Here is a 21,926-nt window from a genome sequence, read left to right as displayed (position 1 = left end):
CATGACTCAGCGGGCGAAGATCGACACGGGCGGCGGCGGAATCGAGGCGGCGGAGCCCCCCGTCGTGCACCACCCCGCCGGGCTCACCTCCGCCGAGGTCGCCGAACGTGTCGCACGCGGCGAGGTCAACGACGTACCCCTGCGGAGCTCCCGCTCCACCACCGACATCGTCCGCGGCAACGTCTTCACCCGCTTCAACGCGATCATCGGCGTGCTCTGGGTGATCATGCTCGTCGTCGCGCCGATCCAGGACAGCCTCTTCGGCTTCGTGATCGTCGCGAACACCGGCATCGGCATCGTCCAGGAACTCCGCGCCAAGAAGACCCTCGACGGCCTCGCCGTCATCGGCGAGGCCAAACCCACCGTCCGGCGCGACGGCCGCGCCGCCGAACTGTCCACCTCCGAGATCGTCCTCGGCGACCTCATCGAGCTCGGACCCGGCGACAAGGTCGTCGTCGACGGCGTGGTCGCCGAGGCCGACAGCCTGGAGATCGACGAGTCCCTGCTGACCGGCGAGGCCGACCCGGTGGTGAAGAGACCCGGCGACCGCATGATGTCCGGATCGTTCGTCGTCGCCGGCGGCGGCGCCTTCACCGCCACCAAGGTCGGCCGCGAGGCGTACGCCGCCCAGCTCGCCGAGGAGGCGTCCCGCTTCACCCTGGTCCACTCGGAACTGCGCAACGGCATCTCCACGATCCTCAAGTACGTGACGTGGATGATGATCCCCACCGCGATCGGGCTCGTCATCAGCCAGCTCGTCGTCAAGGACGACAACGTCAAGGACGCCATCGCCCGCACGGTCGGCGGCATCGTCCCGATGATCCCGGAGGGCCTCGTCCTCCTCACCTCCGTGGCCTTCGCGGTCGGCGTGATCCGGCTCGGCCGCAAGCAGTGCCTCGTGCAGGAGCTGCCCGCCATCGAGGGCCTCGCCCGCGTCGACGTCGTGTGCCTCGACAAGACGGGCACCCTCACCGAAGGCGGCATGGACGTCACGGAACTCCGCACCCTCGACGGCGGCGACGAGACGTACGTACGGAAGGTGCTCGGCGCCCTCGGCGAATCCGACCCGCGCCCCAACGCCTCCCTCCAGGCCGTCATCGACGCCTACCCGGACACCGTGGAGTGGCGCTGCACCGAGAGCCTGCCGTTCTCCTCCGCCCGCAAGTACAGCGGCGCCGCCTTCAGCGAAGGCAACGGCGAGAACTCCACCTGGCTCCTCGGCGCCCCCGACGTCCTCCTCAAGGCCGACCACCCCGCCCTCACCGAGATCGACCACCTCAACCAGCAGGGCCTCCGGGTGCTCCTCCTCGCCCGTACGTCCCACGAGCTCGACTCCCCCGAGGTCGCCGCCGACGCGCGCCCCACCGCCCTCGTCGTCCTCGAACAACGGCTCCGGCCCGACGCCGCCGACACCCTCGCCTACTTCGCCGAGCAGAACGTCGCCACCAAGGTCATCTCAGGCGACAACGCGGTCTCCGTCGGCGCCGTCGCCGGCAAGCTCGACATGCCGGGCGCGGCGGACACCGTCGACGCCCGCACCCTCCCCACCGACCGGGAGGAGATGGCGAAGGTCCTCGACGAGAACGCGATCTTCGGCCGCGTCACCCCGCAGCAGAAGCGCGACATGGTCGCCGCCCTCCAGTCCCGCGGCCACACCGTCGCCATGACCGGCGACGGCGTCAACGACGTCCTCGCCCTCAAGGACGCCGACATCGGCGTCTCGATGGGCTCCGGCTCGGAGGCGACCCGGGCCGTCGCCCAGATCGTCCTGCTGAACAACTCCTTCGCCACGCTCCCGTCGGTGGTCGCCGAAGGCCGCCGCGTCATCGGCAACATCACCCGCGTCGCCACCCTGTTCCTCACCAAGACGGTCTACTCGGTCCTCCTCGCGGTCCTGGTCGTCTGCTCCCAGGTCGAGTACCCCTTCCTCCCCCGCCACCTCACCCTCCTCTCCACCCTCACCATCGGCGTCCCCGCCTTCTTCCTCGCCCTCGCCCCCAACAAGGAGCGCGCCCGACCGCACTTCGTCCGGCGCGTCATGCGGTACGCCATCCCCGGCGGCGTCATCGCCGCCGCCGCCACCTTCACCACCTACCTCCTCGCCCGCCACCACTACAGCGGCACCGGCGCCCTCCAGGCCGAGACCAGCGCCGCCACCCTCACCCTCTTCCTCGTCTCCATGTGGGTGCTCGCGATCATCGCCCGCCCCTACACCCTCTGGCGCCTCACCCTCGTCGCCACCATGGCCGGCGCCTTCCTCCTCGTCCTCGTCGTCCCCTGGCTCCAGGACTTCTTCGCCCTCAAACTCGTCGGCGTCACCATGCCCTGGACCGCCGTCGCCATCGCCGCCGCCGGCGCCCTCCTCCTCGAACTCACCTGGCGCTGGGTGGACCACAGATTCCCGGCCTGACCTGGGCGGCGGCCGTCAGGGGGCCAGGCCCGCCTCGTAGGCGAGGATCACGAGGTGGACCCGGTCGCGGGCCTGGAGCTTGGAGAAGAGGCGGGCGACGTGGGCTTTGGCGGTGGCGGGGGTGATGTGGAGGTGCCGGGCGATCTCGGGGTTGGAGAGGCCGCGGGCGACCAGGGTGAGGACTTCGCGCTCGCGGGCGGTGATCTCGGGGAGGGGCGTGGGGGCTGAAGGGGGCGGGGGTCCGGGGGCGGGGCGGGCGGCGAAGTCCTCGATGAGGCGGCGGGTGACGGCCGGCGCGATGAGGGCGTCGCCGGCGGCGACCACGCGGATGGCGGCGAGGATGTCGTCGAGGGCCATGTCCTTGACGAGGAACCCGCTCGCGCCGGAACGGAGGGCGCCGTAGACGTACTCGTCGTCGTCGAAGGTCGTCAGGACGAGGACGCGGGGGGAATCGGGGCCCGCCGTGACGACGCGGGTGGCCTCGATGCCGTCCATGCCAGGCATGCGGACGTCCATGACGACGACGTCGGGGCGGAGGTCGCGGGCGAGGGCGACGGCCTCGGTGCCCGTGCCGGCCTCGCCGACGACGAGCAGGTCGGGGCTGTCGGCCATCAGCACGCGGAGGCCTGCCCGGACCAGCGGCTGGTCGTCGACGAGGAGGACGCTGATCTGCGGGCTCACGGGGTGCGGGGTCCTTCCGGGTGGGCGGCGGGCAGCGGCAGCAGGGCGGTCACGTGGAAGCCTCCGCCGGGGCGCGGACCGGCGGAGAAGCGGCCGCCGAGAAGTGCGGCCCGCTCCCGCATGCCGACGATGCCGTAGCCGCCGCTCCGGACGGCGGGGCCGGCCGGCGTCGCGGGGCCTTCATCGGTGACGTCGACGAGGACGGCGGGGCTCGCCGGGGCGCCGGCGACTTCGACGGGGCCACCGGGCCCCACCGCGCCGCCATCGGCGATCTCGATGAGAAGGGTGTCCCGGCTCCGTTCGACGGTGACCCGGCAGGTCGGTGCGGAGGCGTGGCGTACGACGTTCGTGAGGGACTCCTGGACGATCCGGTAGGCGGCGAGGTCGACCTCCGGGGGCAGGGGCCGGGCCGGGTTCCCGAGGTCCCCGATGCGCCGCACGTCGACCCGTACGCCCGCGTCCGCGGTCGACGCGGCGAGCCGCTCCAGGTCGGCGAGGCCGGGCGCGGGGTCGCGGGGCGCCGGGCCGTGGGAGTCCTTCGCGGAGGACCGCAGCGCGCCGAGGGTGCGGCGCAGGCCGGCGAGGGTCTCCCGGCTGGTGGTCTCGATGGTGGCGAGGGCGTTGCGGGCCTCGGTGGGCTGGGTGTCGATGACCCGGCGGCCGACGCCGGCCTGGATGGCGATGACACCGATGCTGTGCGCGATCACGTCGTGGAGTTCGCGGGCGATGCGGAGCCGCTCCTCGGTGACGGCCTCCGCGGCGGCGGCGGCGCGCAGCTCTGCCGCGTGGGTGCGGCGCTCGCGTACGGACCGGCCGAGGAGCCCGGCGGTGAGCAGGGCGAGGGCGAGGGCGACGACCGTGCTGACGAAGACGTCCTGCCCCGAGGTGGTGTAGGTGGCGGCCGCGGTCTGCACGGCGAGCGCGCCGAGCGCGGCGGGCAGCAGGATCCGGAGCGGACGCAGGGCGGCGATCCGTCCGACGACGGCGTCGGCGGCGAGCACCGGCACGTACAGGAGCACGGCGTCCGGCCGGGTGGTCGCCGCCGCGAGCAGTCCGGCGAGCAGCAGTCCGAGTGCCGCGAGCGGGCTGCGGCGTGCCAGGGGCAGGGTCAGGCCCACGGCGACGGCGGAGAGGAACAGCCGCAGCTCGCTGGAGCGGTAGGGCCCCGCTCGCAGGGCGAGGAGGAGGACGAAGGGGTGGGCGGCGGCCGCGCACCAGGCGAGGACCGTCGACACGCGCCCGCCGGGCGGGCGTTCGGTCGGAGTGGGGGCGGCGGGCATGGTTGTGATCGTAGGCGCGGCCCGCCGCCCGGGCATCGGCCCGCGGGCGTACGCCCCCGGGCCACCGTCCCGCCTCCGGTTGTGGCCGGCGAGCCGATGCGCCGTGGGGTGCCGCCCCGGCACCGTGGCCCACATGATCCAAGTCCACGAACTGACCAAACGTTACGGCGGTCGCCGAGGCCGAGGCCGCCTCGCCGTCTGCCGGCTCGGCTTCACCGTGCGGCCCGGGAAGGTGACCGGGTTCCTCGGGCCCAACGGGGCCGGGAAGTCCACGACCCTGCGGCTGGTGCTGGGTCTCGACGAACCGACGTCGGGGAGCGCCACGGTCGACGGGCGGCGGTTCCGCGGCCTGCCGCGCGGGCTGCGGCACGTCGGGGCGCTGCTCGACGCGCACGACGTGCACGGCGGCCGGACCGCCGAGGCCCACCTGGCCGCGCTGGCCCGCACCAACGGCATCGCGCGGCGCCGGGTCGGCGAGGTCCTCGACGAGGTCGGCCTCGCCGAGGCCGCGCGCCGGCGGATCGGCGGTTACTCGCTCGGCATGAAGCAGCGCCTGGGGATCGCCGCCGCCCTGCTCGGCGACCCGCCCGTGCTGCTCTTCGACGAGCCCGTCAACGGCCTGGACCCGGAGGGCGTGCGGTGGGCGCGCGGCCTGTTCCGGCGGCTCGCCGCCGAGGGGCGCACGGTGTTCGTCTCCAGTCATCTGATGAGCGAGATGGAGCACACCGCCGACGACCTCGTCGTCATCGGCCGCGGGGCGTTGATCGCCGCCGAGAGCCTGGCGGAGTTCGCCGCGCGCGGCACCCGTCGGAGCGTGACGGTGCGGACGGTCGACCCGGCCGCCGCCCCGGGCCTCGCCGCCGTCCTGACGTCCGAGGGCCTGACCGTACGGATGGCGGAGGGGGCGCCCGTACGGCCCGGCGAAGAGGCGGCCGGAGTCCTCACCGTGGCCGGGGCGGAGGCGGGCCGGGTCGGAGCTCTCGCCTTCCGGCACGGTGTTCCGCTCGCCGAACTGGCCACGAACGCGTCTTCCCTCGAAGAGGCGTTCATGGAGCTCACCGCCGACAGTGTGGAGTACCGCTGATGAAAGCCCGCTTCCGTGATCTCCTCGCCGCCGAGTGGATCAAGCTCTGGTCGCTGCGCTCCACGCCGTGGGCGTTCGTCGTCGGCGCGGTCGCCGCGCTCGGCGTCAACGTGAACGCGGCCTTCGCCGACTACCGCAACTATCCGCGCTATCCGGACGGCATCAGGGAACTCTTCGTGCCCATCTGGGCCATGCGCGACGCGTTCACGCTGGGCGGGGCGATGGTGTTCACGCTCGCGACGGGCGCCATCGGCGCGCTGGTGATCGTCGGCGAGTACGGCACGGGCCAGATCCGCACGACGTTCGCTGCCGTCCCGGCCAGGCGGGCCGTCGTCGCGGCGAAGGCGCTCGTCCTCGCCGCCGTGATGCTGGTGTACGGGGTGCTGGTCGCGGGAGTGTCGTTCGCCGTCACGCAGGGCGTCCTCGACGGCCGGGGCGCCGGTATGGCGATCGGCGACGAGGGCGCGCCGCGGGCGGTGGTCGCCTCCGCGCTGCTCGCACCGGTGTGCGCGCTCGCCGGCTTCGGCCTCGGAGCGCTGCTGCGGCACACGGCGACGACGATCGTCGCCCTCGCCGGCGTGCTGCTCCTCCTGCCGGCCCTGATGGACGAACGCGACCGCTGGGGTGCGACGTTGCTGCACGCGCTGCCGCAGGGCGCGTGGAAGCGGCTCACGGAGGTGGGGGTGTCGCCGGTGCCGGTGGACTATCCGTGGACCGCCGGCGGGGCGTGGGCCGTGTACGCGGCCTGGTCGCTGGGCGCGGTGGCGGTGGCCCTGTTCGTGGTCCACCGCCGGGACGTCTAGGGGGTGTCGGGCCCTGTCAGCTCCCCTTCGGGGCCTGCTCCCCTTCCGGGCCCGCCCCCTTCCGGTTCCGCCTCCTCCGATCGGGCGGCACGGGCCCCGGCGCCCGTCAGTCGTCCGTCAGTCGAACCAGCGGTCTCGGGCCAGTTCCGTGGTGCGGGAGGGGTCTTCGAGGAGGGCGGCGACTTCGAAGCGGCGGGGCCATTGGCCGGCGGCCCAGGAGAGGCCGGCGGCGACGCCTTCGAGGGTGGAGGCGTGGAGGACGCCGTCGGGGGTGTGGCGCCAGTCGAGTTCGACGCCGGCGGCGCGGAGTTCGTCGTGCTCGATGTAGGAGGCGGGGGTGGCGGGGCCGAGGAGGGCGTGGACGGAGGGAGGGACGTCGTGTTCCTCGCCGACGGTGGTGACTTCGGCTTCGACGGCTTCGCTGAGGCGGCGGACCTGGAGGAGGTCGGCGAGGTCGGCGGCGCGGGAGGGCGAGACGGGGAGCAGGGGGGTGCCGGCGGTGAGCGGGAGGAGGTCGGGGGCGTCGGCGACGAGGGCGTCGGCGGCGTCGACCACGACGAGGGTGCCGTCGACGACGGCGCGGAGCTCGTCGGGGAGGGTGACCTGCTCGGGGTCGAGGTCGGCGAGCGCGGTGTAGAGGGCGTGGAGCTGGACGGCGGTGACCTCGCGGGAGGGGTCGGCCAGGCGGGTGAGGAGTTCGGCGGCGCCGCCGGGTTCGTCGAGGAGGGCGGCGACGGAGGTGCGGACGCCGAGGGCGCGGAGGACCTGTTCGTCGTCGAAGCCGGTCGCGTCGGCGGAGTCGTAGAGGCCGGCGAGGAGGGGGTCGGAGCCCTCGGCGCGGAGTCCGGCGGGGCGGCGGCCGTCGAGGACGGGGTGGTCGCGCAGCCACCAGGCGGTGTAGGGGCGGACGGTCTCCGTGGTGCCGTCCGGCAGGAGGACGCGGACGGGCTGGGTGAGGGCGTCGCGGAGGGGCGGCTGGGCGAGGAGCGCGAGGGCCATGGGCCAGCAGTCGTCGTCGACGAGGTCGAGGTCGCGTACGGCGACGATCTCCGTGGCGACCGGCGGCACCGGGGTGGGGGGCAGCCGGTCGAGGACGTCCTCGCACCACACGTCGACGGCGTCGAGGAGGCCGGCGTCGTCGGATTCGGGGTAGTCGCCCTCGCGGGGTTCGACCTCGTCGGGGTCGAGGACGAGGTCGGTCGCGCGGACCAGGGCGAAGGTGGCGAGGACACCGCAGGCGGCGAGCGGGCGCTCGCCCCAGCGGGCGGCCAGTTCGGAGTCGACGTGGGCGAGTTCGTCGGGGCGCATGACGGCGGCGAAGGGCGAGCCGGGGAGGACGAGTTCGCCGGCCGGGGAGAGTTCGCCGTCCTCGTCGGGGAGGGCGAGCGCGCCGAGCCAGGGCTCGTCGCCGGGGTCGAGTTCGGCGTCCCGGACGAGGGCGAGGACCGTGTCGGCGAGTTCCTCGGCGTCGAGGGTGTCGGCGTCCTCGTCCCAGATCTCGCCCGCGTCGAGGGAGGCCGCGACGGCCGCCCGGACCTGCGGGGTCGTCAGGACCGCGCGGGGGGTGGCGGGGAGGGCGCCGAGCTTCTCCAGGAGCGGGTGGGCGGCCTCGGGGTGGGCGACCTTGAGGCCGAGGCGGGTGAGTTCGGCGGGGGTGCGGTCCTGCGGGAGGAGGACCTGGCGGGGGCCGATGGTGGTGCGGACGCGGGTGGCGTCGGCGGTGTCCGCGAGCGGTACGGGGAGGCCGGTGAGGCGGTCGGGGTCGACGCCGGCGAGGGAGTCGTAGAGGCGCCACCACCAGCTCGGGGCCCGGTCGACGCCGGCGAGCCGGTCGACGGCCTCGGTCAGGGGGACGCGGCCGATGCCGAGGGTGCGGAGTTCGGGCCGGCGTTCGAGGCCCGCCGGGAGGAGGGTCGGGAAGACCTCGGCGAGGACGGCGACGGTCTCGGCGCCGGCGCCTTCGACGACCTCGGCCTCGATGGGGCGGAGTGCGGGCAGTTCCTCGGAGGGGGCGGCGGGGGCGAGGAACGCGACCCTCGGGAGCCGGTCGAGGATCGCCTCGCGCAGGGCCCCGTCGAGGGGGCCCTTGCCGAGCGGACCGGGGACGAGGTCGAGGGTGGCGGTCGTCACCGGGTGCCACGCGGCGAGGAGTTCGGCGTACGCGTCGGCCGCGCGCTGCACCAGGAAGTCGGTGAGCGGGCCCGGCGCGGGGTGGCGGCGGGCGGTGTCGAGCGGCAGGGAGGCGATGAGGAGGGCGGGGATGCCGAGGGGCTCGTCGGTGGGCGTGGGGGCGTGCACGACGGGGGTGGTACGGGGGTAGCGCGGGGCCCCTTCGCCGTCGACGGGTACGGCCCAGGTGACGGTCCAGTGGGGGCGGAGGCGTTCCTCGACCGGGCGGTCCTTGAGGAGGGCGGCGTCGATCGGGCCGCTGTGGGAGACGGTCCGCCAGCGGTGGGTGCCGGTGGCGGTGTCGTCGATGCGGACGTAGCCGTCGTCCTCGGAGCGGCGGAGGGTCCGTACGCCCTCGGTCGTCTCCACGACGATCTCGGCGAGGCCGGGGAGCGTGAGGAGCAGGGCGTCGTCGACGGAGTCGAGGAGGCGTTCGGCGAGGTCCTGGGCTGCGGTGTCCCGCAGCGGGAGGACCACGACGGTGTCGTAGCCGTCGGGGGCGGTGCCCTCGGCGGGCAGCGGGAGTCGCAGGAGGGGGACGTGGCCGTCGCGGCGGCGGAGTTCGTCGCCGAGGCCCGGGCTGTACCGGGCGGCTTCGGCGGCCAGTTCGCGGGCTTCCGCGAGGGACCAGCGGACGCCGCCGTGGCGGCCGAGGACGGCGGGCTCGTCGCTGACCGCGAGGACGGCGGCGAAGCCGACGCCGAAGCGGCCGACGGCGCCCTGGCCGTCCGGGCCGCCCTGGTCGCGCTTGGCGGAGGCGCGGAGCGTGGACAGCGACTCGGCGCCCGTCGCGTCCAGCGGGGCGCCGGTGTTGGCGGCGGCGAGGACGGCGGGGCCCTCGTGGTCCGCCGGGTGCAGGGTGAGGCGGAGGCGGCCGGTGACGCCGGCGCGGTGGGCGGCGTCGGCGGCGTTCTGGGCCAGTTCGACGACGAGCCGGTCGCGGTAGCCGCCGAGTGCGAGGTCCTCTTCGGCGTTGGCGTCCTCGCGGAACCGGGCGGGTGAGGCGCCCCAGGCGTCGAGCACGCCCCGCCGCAGCCGTGCGGTGCCGAAGGGGTCGGTTCCGTCGGTCGTCGTCCGGACGCTGACGCTCACGTCTGACTCCACTCTGCGGGGCGGTGCTGCGGGCGGTGGTGCCGGACCCGAAGGTCCGGGGCCCGAAGGTACCGTGCTCCGCCCTGCCCAGAACGCCGGGGCACGTCCGGGCCCGGGGCGCGCGGAAGCACGTCCCGGGGAGCCCGTACGGGCGCCGGCGGTGCCGTGTCGTTCAGGTCCCGCGTACCCGGCCCGCCCGGCGGGACACCCCTTACGAGTGGCCGAGGTCCTCGAAGGCGGCGTCCGGTTCGGTGGTGGAGCCGGAGTCCTTGGCGGGACGCAGGGGGAAGGCGTCGGCGGCCATGGAGTCGAGGACCGGGGGCGCCGGGCGCGGGGGCTTCGGCATGATCGCGGCCTCCGAGTGGCCTCCGCAGCCGTAGGCGAGGGAGACGACGCGGCCGTCCGCGGGGGAGAACTCGTTGGAGCAGACGCCGAAGGCCTGCTTCAGGGAGCCGGCCAGCGGCACCAGGAAGGCGCAGGACTCGCAGGCGGCGGGGGCCGCCTGGGCCATGGGCGTCTTGGCGCCGAAGGCCTCGTCCCAGCGGTCGGCGGCCATGTGCAGGCCGTAGCGGGACAGGACGCGGGCGCGGCGCATGCCCAGTTCGTCGGCGACCGCGGCGATGGCGCCCCGGGAGGGGGTGCGGGTGACGATCTCGGCGTCCTCGGCGTCGAGGTGGTCCGCCAGCTCCTCCGAGACCACGGAGTTCGGCGGCGGCGCGTCCTCGCCGGAGTAGCCGGGTTCCAGGCGCAGGTCGTCCTGCTCGGTGGGCAGGAGGTCGCCGGGGCCCATGTCGCCGGGCCGCAGCCGCTCGCTCCACGGCACCCACTCGGGGGCGAGGAGGGCGTCGGCGCCGGGCAGCAGGACGGTTTCGTCAAGCGTGACGTTCTTGGCGCGGGAGGCGCGGGTGACCGTCACGGCCCAGCGCCAGCCGCGGTAGCCGGGTTCCTTGGATTCGAAGTAGTGCGTGACGACCCGGTCGCCCTCCGCGACCACGTCGACGTGCGCGCCCACGATGCCGGGCGCGGCCGCCTCCTCGGCGGCTTCTCGCGCGAGGTCTACGGCCTCGACGCACAGGCGGTCGGGGGTACGCGTGGCTCGCGGGGTACGCGGGGTACCGCTTCGCGTCGTCGCAGCACTCACAGGTCTCGCTTCTCTCCTACGCCGTCTCACGGGTGCGCCGGCCGAGGGGCGGGAGCGAAGCCACGGGCGGCGGGCGGAGCGGACCTGTGGGCCGCATCGACGTCCGCGCACCCGACCTGTCTCGCGTGTCTCGGGCACACCTATCGCCATCCATTCTGCGGGATGCCGAAGAGGCGCGCGGCCGAGAGCTTCCGCCGGTGACGCGCTACGCACGCTACCCCGTTCGCGGGCCTCCGCCCACCTGCCCGTCCCAAGTGGCCCGGATCGCGGACGCGCGGAGCGGCGCGCGCGACCCCGTTCGCGGACCGTCACCGGCCCCGTACGGCCCGGATCGCGGACGTCCGCCGACCCCCGTACGGCCGGGTCAGGGCCGGGTTCGCGGGTCCGGTACGGCCCTGATCACGGCCGCCGGACACGGGTGGGGGGTGCCCGTCGCGGGGGTTCCGTGGGGTCTTCGCCGTCGTGGCACGGTTCGTCAGGGGTGCGGGTGGGGCACTATGACGGAGTGGCAGCCGCACGGTCCCCCGCACGATCCGAAGATCATGCCGGACCGCTCCGCCGAGCGGGCCGGGCGGTCGGGCGTGCCCTGCACCTGCCGTTCACGGGGACGGCGAGGGGCATCAGGAAGGCCACGCACGCGCACGGCGCGGGCGAGTCCGGGCTCGGGAAGCTGATCGAGCTGCACGCCGTGAACGGCGCCGGGGACGTCATGATCACCGTGGCCCTCGCGTCGACGGTCTTCTTCTCCGTGCCCACGGACGAGGCCCGCGGCCGGGTGGCCCTCTACCTCGCCGTCACGATGGCCCCCTTCACGCTCCTCGCGCCGGTGATCGGACCGCTCCTCGACCGCCTCCCGCACGGCCGGCGCGCCGCGATGGCCGGCGCGATGCTGACCCGGGCGGTGCTCGCGATCATGATGTCGGGAGCGGTGGCGACCGGCGGCCTGGAGCTCTATCCGGCGGCGCTCGGGGTCCTCGTGGCGTCGAAGGCGTACGGGGTGGTGCGCAGCGCGGTGGTGCCGCGGCTGCTCCCACCGAACTTCTCGCTGGTCAAAGCCAACTCGCGGGTGACCCTGGCCGGGCTGCTCGCCACCGGCATCGCCGCGCCCATCGGGGCGGGGCTCCAGTTGGTCGGTCCCGGCTGGCCGCTGTACGGGGCGTGCGCGCTGTTCCTGCTGGGCGCGTTCTGGGCGCTGCGGATGCCGCCGAAGGTGGACTCGGCGAAGGGCGAGCGGCGGGCGCACCTGCTGACGCACGGCGAGCGGAAGCCGAGCCTGCGGACGGTCGGCCCGTCGGTGCTGCACGGCCTGGAGGCGAACGCGGCGCAGCGCATGCTGTCGGGTTTCCTGATCTTCTTCCTGGCGTTCCTGCTGCGGGAGCATCCGCTCTCGGGGCAGAGCGCGGCCGTCTCGCTCGGGATCGTGGGGGTCGCGGCGGGCGTGGGTAACGCGTGCGGCACGGCGGCGGGCTCGCTGCTCCGGGACCGGGGCCACGGCCCCGAGGTGATCATCGCCGCCATGATCAGCATCGTGCTCGGTACGGCCGTCTGCGCGGCGATCTTCTTCGGCGGCCTGATGGTCGCCGTCCTCACGGCGACCGCGGGCCTCACCCAGGCCCTGTCGAAGCTGTCCCTGGACGCGCTGATCCAGCGGGACGTGCCGGAGGTGGTGCGGACGTCGGCGTTCGCGCGCTCCGAGACGGCGCTGCAGATGGCGTGGGTGGTGGGCGGCGGCATCGGCATCGCCCTGCCCCTGAACGGCACCCTCGGCATGGCCGTCGCGGCCGGCATCCTCGCCGTGGGCGCGCTCCTCGCGGTCCGCGGCCTCCTCGGCGCGGCCCGCCACCGTGCGGACCCCAAGGGCCGCCCCAAGGCGCGGGTGGGGTAGCCGGGGCGTACGTCGCCGCGGGGCCGGAGGGGTACCGGGAGGCGGCACGCCGTACCCCCGCGTGGCGCGGGCGCGGCGGCCCGATAGCCTTCGGCTCATGACCGTTGCGTTCTTCACCGGCTCGCGCCGCCGGGCCGCCGTCGCCCTCGGGGCCGTCTCCGCCGGGCTCCTCGTACTCTCCGCCTGCGACAAGCCGACTCCGCTCGCGACCCTGACGGTCGGGACCGAATCGGTCCACTCCGAGGCCGCCTGCTACAACAACGGCGACCCCATCAAGGAGTCGCAGATCCAGCAGTGCCTCAACAAGAAGGCCGAGAAGACGATCACCGTCGCCTCGGACGACAAGATCCGCTTCGGCGTGGACCCGGAGATCGCGGACCGCGGCTGGACGATCTTCCTCGGTGGCCAGCAGGCCGAGCCGGAGCCGTACAAGAAGACGTACCGGACCATCCCGGCCAGCGCCTTCTTCTCCTCCCAGACCGGCGAGGCCACCGACAAGACCCAGGTGACCATCGTCGAGAACACCGGCAAGACGCTCACGGGCATCTGGCACTTCCAGCTGGAGAAGGAATCCTGATCCGCCGGTGGCCCACCGGATCCTGATCGTGACGGCCGTGGCGGCGGAGGCGGATTCCGTCTCCGCCGGGCTCGGCCTGAGCGGACTCGACGGCCCCGAGCACCTCCCGCTGCCGGGGGGCTTCGCCCTGCGCCGTCACACCGTCGGCGCCGTCCGCGCCGACGTCCTCACCGGCGGGGTCGGACCCGCCGCCGTCGCCGCCGCGACGGGCACGGCCCTGGCGTGTGCGGCGATCCGGGACGCGGACGGCGGCTACGACCTCGTCGTGTCCGCCGGGATCGCCGGCGGGTTCCAACCCGTGGCACCGGTCGGGACCCTCGTGGTCTCCGACTCCGTCGTCGCGGCGGACCTCGGGGCCCGGACGCCCGACGGGTACCTGACCGTCGAGGAGCTCGGCTTCGGGCGGTCCGCGCATCCCGTGGCGGAGGCCCTGACCGACCGGCTCTCCGCAGCCCTGGGCGCCGGGGGCCTGGCGCACACCGTGGGGCCCGTCCTCACCGTCTCCACCGTCACCGGGACCGCGGGGCGCGCCGCCGAGCTCGCCGGACGGCACCCGGGGGCGGCCGCCGAGGCGATGGAGGGCTTCGGCGTCGCCGAGGCCGCCGCCGCGTACGGCGTGCCCGTCGTGGAGATCCGCGCCGTGTCGAACGCCGTCGGGCCGCGCGACCGCGCCGCCTGGCGCATCGGGGAGGCCCTGGACGCGCTCCGGCGCGCCTTCGCGCTGCTCAGCACCGTCTTCGTGGAGCCTTCGTGACCAAGCTGAAGATCGCCTACTCGCCCTGCCCGAACGACACGTTCGTCTTCGACGCGTGGGCGCACGGCCGTGTCGCCGACGCGCCCCGGCTGGACGTGACCTTCGCCGACATCGACGTCACCAACGGCTGGGCGGAGGGCGGCACCGACGACCACGACGTCCTGAAGGTGTCGTACGCCGTGCTGCCGTGGATCCTCGACGAGTACGCGCTGCTGCCGTGCGGCGGCGCCCTCGGCCGGGGCTGCGGGCCGCTCGTCCTCACCCGGGAGGCCGGGTCGGGCGCGGACCTCGCGGGGAAGACGGTCGCGGTGCCGAGCGAGCGCTCGACGGCGTACCTGCTGTTCCGGCTCTGGGCGGCCGAGTCCGTGCCCGGAGGGGTCGGGAACGTCGTCGTGATGCCGTTCCACGAGATCATGCCCGCCGTGCGCGACGGCAGGGTCGACGCGGGGCTCGTCATCCACGAGGCCCGATTCACCTACAAGGGCTACGGTCTGCACTGCCTCGCCGACATGGGCGAGCACTGGGAGTCCACGACCGGGCTCCCGATCCCGCTCGGCGCGATCGTCGCCCGCCGCTCCCTCGGCGCGGAGACGCTGGAGCGGCTCGCCGAGGCCGCCCGCACGTCCGTGCGGATGGCCTGGGACGACCCGGAGGCCTCGCGTCCGTACGTCCTGGAGCACGCCCAGGAGATGGATCCGAAGGTCGCCGACCAGCACATCGGTCTGTACGTCAACGAGTTCACCGCGGACCTGGGCGAGCACGGCTACGCGGCGGTCCGCGGGCTGCTCACCCGCGCCGCGGCCGAGGGGCTCGTACCGCCCCTCGCACCGGACGCGCTGTCGTTCCCGTAGGGGTCTAGACGTCGAGCTGGTCCGCCACCGCGCGGAGCAGGCCGGCGATCTTCTTGCCCTGGGTCTTCTCGGGGTAGCGGCCACGCTCCAGGGCGGGCGTGATGTTCTCCAGGAGTGTCGTCAGGTCCTGCACGATGGACGCCAGTTCGTCGGGCTTGCGGCGCTGCGCCGCGGCGACCGACGGGGTCGGGTCGAGGATGGCGACGGACAGCGCCTGGTCGCCGCGCTGACCCGCGACCACTCCGAACTCCACCCGCTGACCCGGCTTCAGTGCGTCGACTCCGGCAGGGAGCACCGACGAGTGGACGAAGACGTCGCCGCCGTCGTCACGGGAGAGAAAGCCGAAGCCCTTCTCGCTGTTGAACCATTTGACCTTGCCGGTAGGCACGTCTGTCCTCGTCCTCGTACTCGTCGCTGGGGATGGCAAACGGCGGGTCGCTCGACCCGCCGACGCCAAGGCTAGTGCTCCGGGGGCCGTCGACACGACGGCGCCGGAGTGTTCCTCCGGCCTGGGAACTACCCTGGCGGGATGCGTAGTGAAACCCCCGCCGTGCCGGTGAACGACAGTGCCCCCGGTGACGGACTCGTCAAGGCCGGTGTCGTGCTGTTCGCGATCGGCGCGGTAGCGACGCTGGTCACGGTGGCTCCGCTGTTCCTGGGGAGCGACCCGTTCCCCACCGTGGCGTACACGGTCTCGATGCTGATGGGCGTCGGATTCGCCGTCGCCGCCGCCGGGGTGCTGCGGTCGATCGCGGCACAGCGGCGGCAGGCCCGGGAGGCTTCGGCCGCGGCGGCTCAGCCGCGGTAGGCGTCCCACCAGGCACGGAAGTCCGTCAGGTCCGTGAGGACCACGTCGGCGCCGGCCTCGCGGAGCTCGTCGGGGGCGCACGGGCCGGTGGCCACGGCCACCGATACGGCGCCGGCGGTGGCCGCGCCGCGGACGTCGCCGACGTGGTCGCCGACGTAGACCTGGGCGCCGTGGGCGCGCAGCGCCTCCGCCTTGCCCTCGGCCCAGAGGCCTCCGACGACCGCGTCGGGCTCGATGCCGAGGTGCTTGAGGTGCAGTTCGGCGTGCGGGCCGTTCTTCGCGGTGACGACGATGGTGCGGCCGCCCGCCTCGCGGACGGCGTCGATGGCGTCCCGCGCGCCCGGCATGGGGACCGTGGGCTCGATCGCGTACGAGGGGTACAGGGCGCGGTAGCGGGCGGTCATCTCGGTCACCCGGTCCGCGGGGAACCAGTGCGCCATCTCCTGCTCCAGGGGCGGGCCGAGGCGGCTCACGACGAGGTCGGCGTCGATCGGGACGCCCGTCTCGGCGGAGAAGGCGAGGTAGGCCGCCTTGATGCCCGGGCGGGTGTCGAGCAAGGTCAGGTCGAGGTCGAAGCCGACGGTGAGCGGCTTCTCGGGCGTCTGGGTCATGGGGCCATTCTGGAGGACTTCCGGCCCGGGGTGTTCGAATATGGGTGCTGCTTACACTGAGCCAAGCCTTACCAAACCCGCACTCCCCCCGATGGGTCACCCATGTCCCCCGCATTCCCCTCCAGACGGGTCCTCGCGACGTCGGCGGCCGTCGTCGCCCTGTTCGTCGCCGTACTCCTCAGCCTCGCCGTGGGGGCCAGGGCCATCGCGCCCTCGACCGTGTTCGACGCCCTGCTGCACGGCGGGACGAGCCCCGACGCCGAGGTCGTACGACAGCTCCGGGTGCCCCGTACGGCCATCGGCCTGATGGTCGGCGCGGCGCTCGCGCTCGCCGGCACCGCCCTCCAGGGCATCACCCGCAATCCGATCGCCGACCCCGGCATCCTCGGCATCAGCCAGGGCTCCTCGGTGGCCGTGGTGCTCGCCATCGCCTTCCTCGGGGTGCACGGGATCGGCGGGTACGTGTGGTTCGCGTTCGCCGGCGCCGCGCTCGCCTCCGTGGCCGTCTACGCCATCGCGTCCGGCGGGCGCGGCGGCGCGACGCCGGTGAAGCTGGCGCTCGGCGGGGCCGCGATCAACGCGCTGCTGCTGTCCGTGACCACGGGTGTCCTCACCACCCGGGCGTCGGCGCTCGACGAGTTCCGGTTCTGGCAGATCGGCTCGCTCGACGGGCGCGACGCCGAGATGGTGGGCCGGATCTGGCCCTTCCTGCTGCTCGGCGCGGTCCTCGTGCTGTCGGTGGCGCGCGGCCTCGACGCGCTCGCGCTCGGCGAGGACGTCGCCAAGGGCCTCGGGCAGCGGGTCGCGACCGTCCGGATCGTCGGCGGGCTCGGCGCGACCGTCCTCACGGGGGCCGCGGTGGCCGCCGCCGGGCCCGTCGCCTTCGTCGGCCTCGCCGTCCCGCACATCGCGCGGGCCGTGGTCGGCTCCGACCACCGCTGGGTGCTGCCGATGGCCGCGCTCATCGGGCCCGTGATGCTGCTCGTGGCCGATGTCGCCGGCCGGGTCGTGTTCCCGCCCGGGGAGATCCCGGCCGGGGTGATGACCGCGCTGATCGGGGTGCCGTTCCTGGTGACCCTGGTGCGCCGGAAGGCGGTGCCGGCATGACGGTCCCCGCTTCCCCTGCCTCCCCCGATTCCTCTGCCGCCCCCGCGTCCCCTGCCTCTCCCGCGTCCCCTGCCTCTCCCGATTCCTCTGCCTCTCCTGTCTCTCCTGTTCCCTCCGACTCCGCCTCCGCCGCCTCCGCCGCCTCCTCCGTGTCCCATGACGGCCGCGCCGGGACGCCCGCCGGGACCCGCGCCCGGGTCCGTCCCGCCGGGTACGGGCTGCTGCGCGCCGGGCGGGGCTCGTTCCTCGTGCACCGGCGCTCGGCGGTCGTCGCCGCGGGCCTGCTGGTGCTCCTGGCGGCGGCCTCGGTGGCGTACCTCTGCGTCGGCGAGCGGTTCGTCGAGCCGTCGGAGGTCGTACGGATCCTCCTCGGGCAGACGTCGCCGTCCGCGTTCGTGGTGGAGGAGCTGCGCGAGCCGCGGCTGGTCGTCGCCCTCGCCGTCGGCGCGGCCTTCGGGATCGCGGGGGCCCTGATCCAGACCGTGGCGCGCAATCCGCTGGCCAGCCCCGACATCATCGGCATCAGCCAGGGCGCGGGGGCGGTCACGGTCGCCGCGATGACCTTCGGTCTCACCTCGTACGCCGTGCTGCCGTACCTGTCGATCGCGGGCGGTGTCCTCGCCGCCGCGCTCGTGTACGTGTTCGCCTGGCGCGGTGGGCTGCACGCGACCCGGTTCGTGCTCATCGGCATCGGCTTCGCCATCGCGCTGCGGTCGCTGATCACGCTGTTCATGACGAAGGGCGACTACCTCGTCGCGCAGCAGGCCCAGATCTGGATGACGGGCTCGCTCAACGGGCGCGGCTGGGACGAGTCGGCGCCGATCCGCTGGACGCTGCTCCTGATGCTGCCCGCGGTGCTGTGGGCGGCCCGCGCGCAGCGGACGGTGTCCCTGGACGACTCCACCGCGACCGCGCTCGGCGTGCGGCTCGGACGGGTCAGGCTCGGGTTGGTGGCCGTCGGCGTGGTCCTCGCGTCGGTGGCGACGGGCGTCGCGGGGCCGGTGGACTTCGTGGCCCTGCTCGCCCCGCAGATCGCCCGCCGCATGACGCGGACGGCGCAGATCCCGCTGCTCTGCTCCGCGCTCACGGGCGCGGTGGTCGTGGTCGTCGCCGACCTGCTCGGCCGGCGGCTGTTCTCCCCCGTCGAACTGCCCGTGGGTGTCCTCACGGCGGCCGTCGGCGCCCCGTATCTGATCTGGCTCATCGTCCGGAGCCGTACCGCAGGAGGTAACGCGTGAGCAGCAGGCTGACCGCGCGCGGGCTGACGCTCGCCTACGAGGACCGGACCGTCGTCGACGCGCTCGACCTGGCGATCCCCGACGGGCGGGTGACCGTGATCGTCGGCCCCAACGCCTGCGGCAAGTCGACCACCCTGCGGGCGCTGGGGCGGCTCCTCAAGCCGGCGGGCGGCGCGGTCCTCCTGGACGGCGAGGAGCTGGCGAAGCTCCCCACCAAGCGGATCGCCCGCTCGATCGGCCTGCTGCCCCAGACGCCGGTCGCGCCCGAGGCGATCACCGTCGCCGACCTCGTCTCCCGGGGCCGGCAGCCGCACCAGGCCTGGTGGAAGCAGTGGTCGGAGGAGGACGAGCGGGCCGTCGTGGACGCCATGGCCCGTACGGACGTGGCCGCCCTCGCCGACCGGTCCGTGGACGAGCTGTCCGGCGGCCAGCGCCAGCGGGTGTGGATCGCGATGGCCCTCGCGCAGGAGACCGACCTCCTCCTGCTCGACGAGCCCACCACCTACCTGGACATCTCGCACCAGGTCGAGGTCCTCGACCTGGTGCGCCGTCTCAACCGGCTCCGCGGTCGCACCGTCGTCCTCGTCCTCCACGACCTGAACCAGGCTGCCCGCTACGCCGACCACCTCGTCGCCATGAAGGCCGGCCGGGTCGTCGCCGAGGGTCCGCCCGGGGAGATCGTGACGGCGGAGCTCGTCCGGGACGTCTTCGGCCTGGAGTCCGTCGTCGTCCCCGACCCGGTGACGGGGTCGCCGCTGGTGGTCCCGGGGACGCCGTGGCACGCCGACGAGCCGGTGGGGAACGCCGTCCTGTAGGCCGGAGATCCGGGGGTCCGGAGGGGCGTCAGTACCTGCGGGAGCGCCAGAGCAGGAACAGCGCCGAGGCGACCGCGGCGCTCTTGAGGGTCCAGGGCCACGTCTCGGAGATCGCGGCGCCGAGCGCCTCGCCGCCCTGGGCCACCGGCTCGCCCCAGCGGCCCCCGACGCGGCCCCACAGCCAGAAGCCGGCGGCCGTGGCGGCGAGGCCCGGGATCACCAGGACCGCGGTCTTGGCCTCGGTGGGCGTCAGGCGGCGGGAGGCGTAGGCGAGGAGCCAGCCGGCGGCGAGCGCGACGAGCGATCCGAAGACCGCCCCGCCGAGCAGGAGGAGTGCGGCGAGCAGCACGAACGGGTTCCCGAGGCGGATCCGGGGGCGCAGGGCCACCCCGTCCCCGGCGTCCGGTTCCTCCCCGGCGTCCGGTTCGTCCTCGGCGGCGGGGCCGGGGGCGGTGCTCTTGCGGAGCCGGAGGACACGGGCGAGGCGGCGGCGCTTCCCCGGAGCGGGCTCCCCGGCCGTCTCGCCGGTCGTCTCCTCGTCGTCCTCCTCGGGTGGTGCGAAGAGGTCCAGACGCTCGATCCCGCCGGCGAAGACCGGCGGCTCGTCGTCGTCGGCAGCGGCGGCTTCCTTCTGCCACCAGTCCTTCCTCGCTCTGCCGGGCGTGGGGGCGGCGTCTTCGGTTCTCCGCCGGCCGTCGCCGGTGCGGTCCGTGCCCGTGCCCGCAGCCGTGGTCCTCCCCGCGCCCGTGCTCTTGCCCGCGCCCGCTTCCTCGCCGTCGGCCGGGCGGGGTCGGGGGACCGGGCGCTCGGCCGGGGGCTCGCCCGGGGAGCCGGCGCGGCCGACGACCTCGTCGGGGGTGCCGAGGGAGCCGAGGAGGGCGCGGACGGCGGCGGGGCTCTCCTCGCCGTGGGTGGAGCGGCGGCGGTCGATCTCGTCGCGGAGGCCGGAGACGAGGCGCCTGCGGTCGCTCGCGGGGAGGTGCTGCTGCTGGGCCAGGTCGCCGACCCGGCTCAGATAGTCGTAGACCAGCTGGTCGCTCTCGATGCCCACGGTGCCCCCTCCACGGCCGGTTCGCCCGGTACGGGCCGACGTTAGCGCCTGTGCGGCGGGCTCAGGCGTACGGATTGGGGCTAACGTGGGGCGGATGGGGATCGGTGAGCTCGACCGGGAGGCGCACGTGGCCGAGGCAACTGGCACCGGCGGGGCACCGCGCACGCTCGCGGAGGCGCTGCGGGCGCGGGGCGACGATGGGCTGGCGGCGCTGCTGCGCGCCCGCCCGGACCTCCTGAACCCGGTCCCGAACGACCTGACGCAGCTGGCGACGCGGGCCGGGACGCGCGGCTCGGTGGTGCGGGCCCTGGAGCGGCTCGACCGGTTCGCTCTCCAGACGGCCGAAGCGCTCGCGGTGGCCCCGGACCCGGCCCCGTACGCCCTGCTCCTGGGACTGCTCACCGGCGACGAGGGCGACGCGGAGATCGAGGCGGCGCTGCCGGGTGCGGTGGCGCTGCTGCGCGAGCAGGCGCTGGTGTGGGGCGAGGACGACCGGTTGCGGCTCGTGCGCACGGCGCGGGAGCTCCTCGCGCCGTCGGCGCAGCATCCGTCGCCGACGGGGCTCGGGCCGACGGTCGCGGAGGCGACGGCCGGGATGTCGCCGGGGCGGGTGCAGGAGATCATCGCGGCGGCCGGTCTGCCGCCGACGCACGATCCGGTGTCGGCGGTGGCGGCCCTCACGGAGCTGTTCACCGACCGGGCCCGGATGGGCGACCTGCTCGACACGGCGGCCCCGGAGGCGCTGACCGTGCTCGACCGGCTGGTGTGGGGTCCGCCGTACGGCGAGGTGAGCGCGAACCCGGCGCCGCCGGTCCGCTGGCTGCGTGACCGGGGGCTGCTGCTCCCGGTGTCGCCGCGGACGATGGTGCTGCCGCGCGAGGTGGCGCTGCACCTGCGGGGCGGGCGGGCGCACCGGGCGCCGGAGCCGGTGGCGCCGCAGCCTGTGGTGCTGCGCGAGTACCGTCCACAGGTGGTGGACAGTGCCGCCGCCGGGCAGGCGCACGCGGCGCTCGCGACCGTCGAGGACCTGTTGAAGTCCTGGGACCAGGGCGGCCCGCAGGTGCTGCGCGCCGGCGGGCTCGCCGTACGGGACCTCAAGCGGACCGCGGCGGCGCTGGACGTCACGGAGGAGACCACCGCGTTCTGGCTGGAGCTGGCGTACGGGGCGGGGCTGCTCGCCTCGGACGGCGAGGCCGACGAACGGTACGCGCCGACGCCCGCCTACGACGACTGGCTGGACCTGCCGCCCGCCGAGCGCTGGGCCCGGCTCGTCGCGCCCTGGCTCACCGCGACCCGAACGCCCGGTCTGATCGGCGACCAGGACTCCAAGGGCCGCACGCTCGCCGCCCTCGGCCCCGACCTGGACCGCGCGTCCGCGCCCGAGGTCAGGCACCGGGTCCTCGAACTCCTCGCGACGCTCCCGCCGGGCGCCGCCGCCGACCCCGAGACGCTGTTCGCCCGGCTCCGCTGGGAGCGTCCGCTGCGGGGCGCGGCGCCGTCGGCCCCGGTCGCCCCGGCCGGTCCTCCGCGCCCGGCGGGCGGCGCGCACGACACGGCGGACGGCGGGCC

At 74.8% G+C, this 21,926-nt stretch carries 18 protein-coding genes and 1 pseudogene; 12 read left to right on the top strand and 7 right to left on the bottom strand.

Annotated features, from left to right (window positions below):
- The first annotated feature begins 1 nt into the window (after nt 1).
- Nucleotides 2-2,410 (top strand): HAD-IC family P-type ATPase, encoded by a 2,409-nt coding sequence (locus MRBLMG1_RS31165; protein WP_367827510.1) that lies wholly within the window; start codon nt 2-4, stop codon nt 2,408-2,410.
- A gap of 15 nt (nt 2,411-2,425) precedes the next feature.
- Here the strand turns inward: MRBLMG1_RS31165 and MRBLMG1_RS31160 are convergent, their stop codons facing one another.
- On the bottom strand, nt 2,426-3,091 hold the full coding sequence (locus MRBLMG1_RS31160; protein WP_367827509.1) for a response regulator: 666 nt from the start codon (nt 3,089-3,091) through the stop codon (nt 2,426-2,428).
- Nucleotides 3,088-4,371: a sensor histidine kinase gene (locus tag MRBLMG1_RS31155; RefSeq protein ID WP_367827508.1), complete on the bottom strand. Its 1,284-nt coding sequence runs from the start codon at nt 4,369-4,371 to the stop codon at nt 3,088-3,090. The genes MRBLMG1_RS31160 and MRBLMG1_RS31155 overlap by 4 nt, the downstream gene beginning before the upstream one ends.
- A gap of 133 nt (nt 4,372-4,504) precedes the next feature.
- On the opposite strand from MRBLMG1_RS31155, the gene MRBLMG1_RS31150 reads away from it, so the two are divergent.
- Together MRBLMG1_RS31150 and MRBLMG1_RS31145 are read left to right on the top strand one after the other, a co-directional pair.
- A complete protein-coding gene (locus MRBLMG1_RS31150; protein ID WP_367827507.1) occupies nt 4,505-5,455 on the top strand; it encodes an ATP-binding cassette domain-containing protein in 951 nt (316 codons plus the stop codon).
- Complete coding sequence (locus tag MRBLMG1_RS31145; RefSeq protein ID WP_367827506.1) at nt 5,455-6,258, top strand: ABC transporter permease subunit; 804 nt, start codon at nt 5,455-5,457, stop codon at nt 6,256-6,258. The genes MRBLMG1_RS31150 and MRBLMG1_RS31145 overlap by 1 nt, the downstream gene beginning before the upstream one ends.
- A gap of 117 nt (nt 6,259-6,375) precedes the next feature.
- Here MRBLMG1_RS31145 and MRBLMG1_RS31140 read toward each other — a convergent pair whose 3' ends face one another.
- Both MRBLMG1_RS31140 and MRBLMG1_RS31135 read right to left on the bottom strand, forming a co-directional pair.
- Nucleotides 6,376-9,531, bottom strand: a complete 3,156-nt coding sequence (locus tag MRBLMG1_RS31140; RefSeq protein WP_367827505.1) for a sacsin N-terminal ATP-binding-like domain-containing protein — start codon at nt 9,529-9,531, stop codon at nt 6,376-6,378.
- A gap of 199 nt (nt 9,532-9,730) precedes the next feature.
- Nucleotides 9,731-10,660: a DUF3027 domain-containing protein gene (locus MRBLMG1_RS31135; protein ID WP_367827504.1), complete on the bottom strand. Its 930-nt coding sequence runs from the start codon at nt 10,658-10,660 to the stop codon at nt 9,731-9,733.
- Between the two features lie 505 nt (nt 10,661-11,165).
- Here MRBLMG1_RS31135 and MRBLMG1_RS31130 point away from each other — a divergent pair.
- The 4 genes from MRBLMG1_RS31130 to MRBLMG1_RS31115 all read left to right on the top strand — a co-directional run bounded on the left by MRBLMG1_RS31130 (nt 11,166) and on the right by MRBLMG1_RS31115 (nt 14,727).
- Nucleotides 11,166-12,545, top strand: coding sequence for an MFS transporter (locus tag MRBLMG1_RS31130; protein ID WP_367827503.1), 1,380 nt, complete (start codon nt 11,166-11,168; stop codon nt 12,543-12,545).
- Nucleotides 12,546-12,642: 97 nt separating this feature from the next.
- On the top strand, nt 12,643-13,122 hold the full coding sequence (locus tag MRBLMG1_RS31125; protein ID WP_367827502.1) for a DUF2771 domain-containing protein: 480 nt from the start codon (nt 12,643-12,645) through the stop codon (nt 13,120-13,122).
- 7 nt (nt 13,123-13,129) lie between these two features.
- Nucleotides 13,130-13,876 carry a futalosine hydrolase gene (locus MRBLMG1_RS31120; protein WP_367827501.1) on the top strand — a complete coding sequence of 249 codons (747 nt, stop codon included), beginning with the start codon at nt 13,130-13,132 and terminating at the stop codon, nt 13,874-13,876.
- Nucleotides 13,873-14,727, top strand: coding sequence for a 1,4-dihydroxy-6-naphthoate synthase (locus tag MRBLMG1_RS31115; RefSeq protein WP_367827500.1), 855 nt, complete (start codon nt 13,873-13,875; stop codon nt 14,725-14,727). Before MRBLMG1_RS31120 ends, MRBLMG1_RS31115 begins: the two co-directional genes overlap by 4 nt.
- 4 nt (nt 14,728-14,731) lie before the next feature.
- On the opposite strand, the gene MRBLMG1_RS31110 is transcribed toward MRBLMG1_RS31115, so the two are convergent.
- Nucleotides 14,732-15,115 (bottom strand): cold-shock protein, encoded by a 384-nt coding sequence (locus MRBLMG1_RS31110; RefSeq protein WP_033211384.1) that lies wholly within the window; start codon nt 15,113-15,115, stop codon nt 14,732-14,734.
- Nucleotides 15,116-15,256: 141 nt separating this feature from the next.
- On the opposite strand from MRBLMG1_RS31110, the gene MRBLMG1_RS31105 reads away from it, so the two are divergent.
- Entirely contained in the window at nt 15,257-15,535 is a 279-nt protein-coding gene (locus tag MRBLMG1_RS31105; protein WP_367827499.1) for a hypothetical protein, read from the top strand.
- On the opposite strand, the gene MRBLMG1_RS31100 is transcribed toward MRBLMG1_RS31105, so the two are convergent.
- Nucleotides 15,523-16,146 carry an HAD family hydrolase gene (locus tag MRBLMG1_RS31100; protein ID WP_367827498.1) on the bottom strand — a complete coding sequence of 208 codons (624 nt, stop codon included), beginning with the start codon at nt 16,144-16,146 and terminating at the stop codon, nt 15,523-15,525. The genes MRBLMG1_RS31105 and MRBLMG1_RS31100 overlap by 13 nt on opposite strands.
- Before the next feature lie 102 nt (nt 16,147-16,248).
- On the opposite strand from MRBLMG1_RS31100, the gene MRBLMG1_RS31095 reads away from it, so the two are divergent.
- The 3 genes from MRBLMG1_RS31095 to MRBLMG1_RS31085 all read left to right on the top strand — a co-directional run bounded on the left by MRBLMG1_RS31095 (nt 16,249) and on the right by MRBLMG1_RS31085 (nt 19,306).
- Nucleotides 16,249-17,253, top strand: coding sequence for a FecCD family ABC transporter permease (locus MRBLMG1_RS31095; RefSeq protein ID WP_367827497.1), 1,005 nt, complete (start codon nt 16,249-16,251; stop codon nt 17,251-17,253).
- A 149-nt stretch (nt 17,254-17,402) separates the two neighbouring features.
- Nucleotides 17,403-18,491 (top strand): FecCD family ABC transporter permease, encoded by a 1,089-nt coding sequence (locus MRBLMG1_RS31090; RefSeq protein ID WP_367827496.1) that lies wholly within the window; start codon nt 17,403-17,405, stop codon nt 18,489-18,491.
- On the top strand, nt 18,488-19,306 hold the full coding sequence (locus MRBLMG1_RS31085; protein WP_367827495.1) for an ABC transporter ATP-binding protein: 819 nt from the start codon (nt 18,488-18,490) through the stop codon (nt 19,304-19,306). Before MRBLMG1_RS31090 ends, MRBLMG1_RS31085 begins: the two co-directional genes overlap by 4 nt.
- 28 nt (nt 19,307-19,334) lie before the next feature.
- Here MRBLMG1_RS31085 and MRBLMG1_RS31080 read toward each other — a convergent pair whose 3' ends face one another.
- A complete protein-coding gene (locus MRBLMG1_RS31080) occupies nt 19,335-20,357 on the bottom strand; it encodes a hypothetical protein (protein WP_367827494.1) in 1,023 nt (340 codons plus the stop codon).
- A gap of 94 nt (nt 20,358-20,451) precedes the next feature.
- Here MRBLMG1_RS31080 and MRBLMG1_RS31075 point away from each other — a divergent pair.
- Nucleotides 20,452-21,926: pseudogene (locus tag MRBLMG1_RS31075) on the top strand (DNA-binding protein); the annotation flags it as partial.

Source organism: Streptomyces sp. LMG1-1-1.1 (genome assembly GCF_040815545.1).
Taxonomy (GTDB): domain Bacteria; phylum Actinomycetota; class Actinomycetes; order Streptomycetales; family Streptomycetaceae; genus Streptomyces.
Note: the sequence above shows the minus strand (reverse complement) of the source record. Positions and strands in the feature narration are given on the sequence as shown.